1 protein-coding gene is annotated in these 1297 nt (G+C 60.4%); it reads right to left on the reverse strand.

What is annotated here, in order from left to right; all coding sequences use genetic code 11:
- Positions 1-28 precede the first annotated feature (28 nt).
- A complete protein-coding gene (locus J2T55_RS13175) occupies positions 29-1219 on the reverse strand; it encodes an IS481 family transposase (protein ID WP_259057845.1) in 1191 nt (396 codons plus the stop codon).
- Between the last annotated feature and the right edge of the window lie 78 nt (positions 1220-1297).

Consider the following 1297-nt stretch of genomic DNA (forward strand, 5'->3'; position numbering starts at 1 on the left):
GGTGCTTACCGGACACATCGGTAACACTTTATTCCGAGGACATGGGTAACACTTTTGATGCGAACGGGTTGAAGCCGACGGGCTCGACCCGGTCCTCGTTTTCATCAAAGAAACCCAAATCATAGTCCATAAAGCTGACCAGCCAAATGCGGTCAGCCACTTCGCGAATGCCGACTGTCTGGCCGGCAAACACCACACTGAAATTGATTTTGCGGCGCTTGATACAGATGCGGCCACAGCGCGTGACCTGAACGGTGCGGTCATGGAACGGATAGTCGGGCACGTCGGGTGGTGCATAGACGCGTGCCGATGGTGTATAGACTTCCGCCGGATAATGCCCGCCGAGTGCCTGGTGCGGGCGTTCCTGATTGTAACCCGCTCTAAAGTCCTCGAAGCGCTCCTGCTGCTGCAACAGGTTGTAGCCGGGCGGCTGCGTGGTGTCCTGTTTGAGCGTCAGATGTAATCGTTCGTGCCGACCGTTCTGCTGCGGCTGGCCGGGCTGGATGCGTTCAATCGCAATGCCCAGGCGCAACCACCAGACCGACAGCCGGGAGAGGCCGAACAGGGCGTGCGGTGAGGCGAACGGCACGCCGTTGTCGGTGCGGATGGCGGCAGGCAGGCCGTATTCCCTGAAAGCTCGTTCGAACACGGGGAAGGCACCGGCTTCCTGGGTCGAGGCCAGGCCTTCGCAGGCCAGCAGATAACGCGAGCGATAGTCGCTGAGGGTGAGCGGATAGCAGTACTGGCGGTTACCGAGCCGGAACTGGCCCTTGTAATCGGCACACCACAGGGCATTCGGTTGCCGGGCATCGCTCAAGGGGGTGCCCTGGGCGCGGTAGCGCCGCCGCCGTCGGCGTTTGACCAGGCCGTGGCGGTCGAGCACGGCATGGATGGTGCTATTGGCCGGCGGCCTGATACCCGGATATTGCTTGAGCAGCTTCTCGCGCAGTTTGGGGGCGCCCCAGCCGGGATGGTCGCGCTTGAGCTGCAGGATCACCGTCTCGACCTGAAACGGCAGTTTGTTGGCATGGCGATAGGGCCGTCGTGGCTGGTCTTCCAGGCCGCTGAGGCCTTCATCCTTATAGCGGTTGAAGAGCTTATAGCCGGTTTTGCGCGAGATGCCGAACTCGCGACAGGCTGTTGTCATGCGCTCGCCGTCGAGCAGACGGGCGACGAACCTGAGACGTTCATCCATACGATTACACTCTTTCCAGGGCATCGGAGGTCTCCCTCAAATGCCTTTATTGTGTAACCCATGTCTCCGGAATACGCTGTCACCTATGTATCGGGAAGCTCA

It is taken from the genome of Methylohalomonas lacus (assembly GCF_024808875.1).
Taxonomy (GTDB): Bacteria; Pseudomonadota; Gammaproteobacteria; order Methylohalomonadales; family Methylohalomonadaceae; genus Methylohalomonas; species Methylohalomonas lacus.

What these genes read in the sequence shown, in the direction of transcription:
- J2T55_RS13175 (WP_259057845.1), bottom strand. Translation starts at nt 1,219, where the DNA reads ATGCCCTGGAAAGAGTGTAATCGTATGGATGAACGTCTCAGGTTCGTC.